General features: G+C 66.3%; 1 pseudogene. It reads left to right on the top strand.

The window, feature by feature from the left end:
* Nucleotides 1–2,316 (top strand): annotated as a pseudogene (locus EN914_RS32490) (translocation/assembly module TamB); the annotation flags it as partial.

Raw genomic sequence — 2,316 nt, 5'->3', positions numbered from 1 at the left:
CCACAACGTCCCCCGCCATGACGGCAAGCAAGGCAATGTCGATGCCAAGATCCACTTTGCGCCGGCGGACAACAGGCTCGATCTTGACCTCAAGGCCTCGGAGCCGGCAGGCGGCATCATCGCCAATCTGCTCAAGCTGCCCGATACGCCGCCGGTCGACATAATTGTCTCGGGCACCGGGCCGCTCGCCAATTGGAACGGCATCGGCACGTTCTCGGTCGACGGCAAGATCGTCACCCAGCTGACAGGCCGGCACCAACTGACCGACAAGGGTAACCATGTTGAGGCCAAGGGCGACGGCGATTTCGCTCGCTTCCTGCCTGAGAATCTCAAGCCGCTGTTTGCCGGCAAGACCAGCTTCGATGTCGCCGGCACCGCCACATCGGCCGGTGGCGTCAGTGTCGACCGCGCCAACATCGACAGCGATGCGGTGCACGGCACCGCGACCGGCATTGTCGATCCTGCCGGCGCCAGCGACCTCTCGATCGAACTCGCCGCCAAGGGTCCGCCCGTTGTGATCAGCGTCGGCAGCAAGGCGCAACCGATCACGCTGGCGATCAGCAATGCCACCGCCCGCGCCTTCGGCGACGGCAAGGCGCCGATCATCGACATCGGCGCCTCCTTCGTCTCCATCGTTGCTGGCGGCACGCGGCTGGATGATCTGGCGGCGCAGATCCATTCCGACGGCTTTGACATCCAGAACCGCGCCGGGCCGGTCACCGTCAAGCTGCAGGCAGGTGGCCTCAACACCGACGTGGCGACGCTGGCGCCGCTGATCACCGGCAAGATCGATGTCGATCTGGCCGGGTCGGTCAGCAAGGATGCCATTGCCATCGACCAGGGCACGCTGCGCTCCGACGCACTCAACGCCTCTCTGACGGCGACGGTGGCGCTTGCCGACCTGTCGATGCAGCTGAAGATGAACGCGGATGCCGTGGCGACGGCCTTTCCGCCGCAGATCGCCTCGGTGCTTGGCGCTCGGGTGAAATTCTCGGCCACCGCGGCCCGCGATCCGCAGGGATCCTTCGCCGCGAACTCGATCGAATTCACGTCCGGCACGCTCAGCGCCGCCGGCACGGCCAGCATGCAGGGCACCGACATCCAGGCCGACATCAAGGGCAAATTGGGCGACGTTTCCGTGCTGTCGCCGACAGTCGGCGTGCCGGTTGCCGGTGGCGTCGATTTCGCGCTGTCGGCAAGCGGCGCGATGACGGCGCCGGATTTCACCGTTACCGCCGATAGCGACAGCCTGACGGCATCGGGCCGCACGGTGAAGAGCATCAAGCTGACGGCGAGCGGCAAGGCCGATATCACCAGTCCCGCCGCCAACGTATCGCTGACCGGCTCCGTCAACGACCAGCCGCTCGATATCAAGGCAGCACTGGTGACAAGCGAGGGCAAGCGTTCGATCAACGGATTCCTGGTCTCGCTGGGCGACAACAAGGTCTCGGGCGATCTCGCGCTGGACGACACGTACATGCCGCTCGGCACGCTGACGCTCGACGCGCCCGCTATCGACCAGTTGGCCGCACTCGCCGGCCAGGCGGTGACGGGCGACATCGACGGCACCATCGGCTTTGCCAAGGAGGGCGACGCGCCCTTCGTCGCGATCGATGCGAAGAGCACTTCGATCGCGCGTGGCGACGTGACGGCCAAGGCCATCACCGTCAATGCGCTGATCGCCAATTATCTCAAGGCGCCGGCGATCGCCGGTTCGATAAAGGCTGACAGCGTCACTTCCGGAACCACCGAAATCAGTGGCATCGGCGTCGACCTGAAGCGCGACGGCGATTGGACCAATTTCACCGGCGGCGCCACCATAGCGGGCATTCCGGCGACCGCTGCCGGCCGGGTGAAGATCGCCGACGGCAAGACGAGCGTCGAAATTGCCTCGGGCGAGGCGACGGTTCGCGGCATCAAGGCGGCAATCGCTCAGGCGTCGACACTGAGCATCGCCAACGGCACGGCCAGCATCGAGAAACTGGCGCTCGATGTCGGCGGCGGTTCGGTGACGCTGTCGGGAACTGCCGGTCAGACGCTCGACCTCGCGGCGCAATTTTCGGCACTGCCCGCGGCGCTCGCCAATGAATTTTCGCCCGGCCTCGACGCTGTCGGCACGCTCAGCGGCACGGCTGGTGTGACCGGGCCGCCGGCCGCTCCCGATGTCCGCTTCAACGCGCAGCTGGCTGGCGTCGAAACCAGCCAGACTCGCCAGGCGGGGCTCGGGCCGCTCGCCGTCGATGCGGCCGGCAGCTACACCTTGGCCGGCGGCGTGGTGCTCCATCAGGCGACGCTGACCGGCGACAAGATTTCCGG

Origin of the sequence: Mesorhizobium sp. M7A.F.Ca.CA.001.08.2.1 (assembly GCF_003998455.1) — a bacterium.
In the GTDB taxonomy this organism is placed as follows: Bacteria; Pseudomonadota; Alphaproteobacteria; order Rhizobiales; family Rhizobiaceae; genus Mesorhizobium; species Mesorhizobium ciceri.
This window is presented reverse-complemented; position numbering and strand designations above follow the sequence as displayed.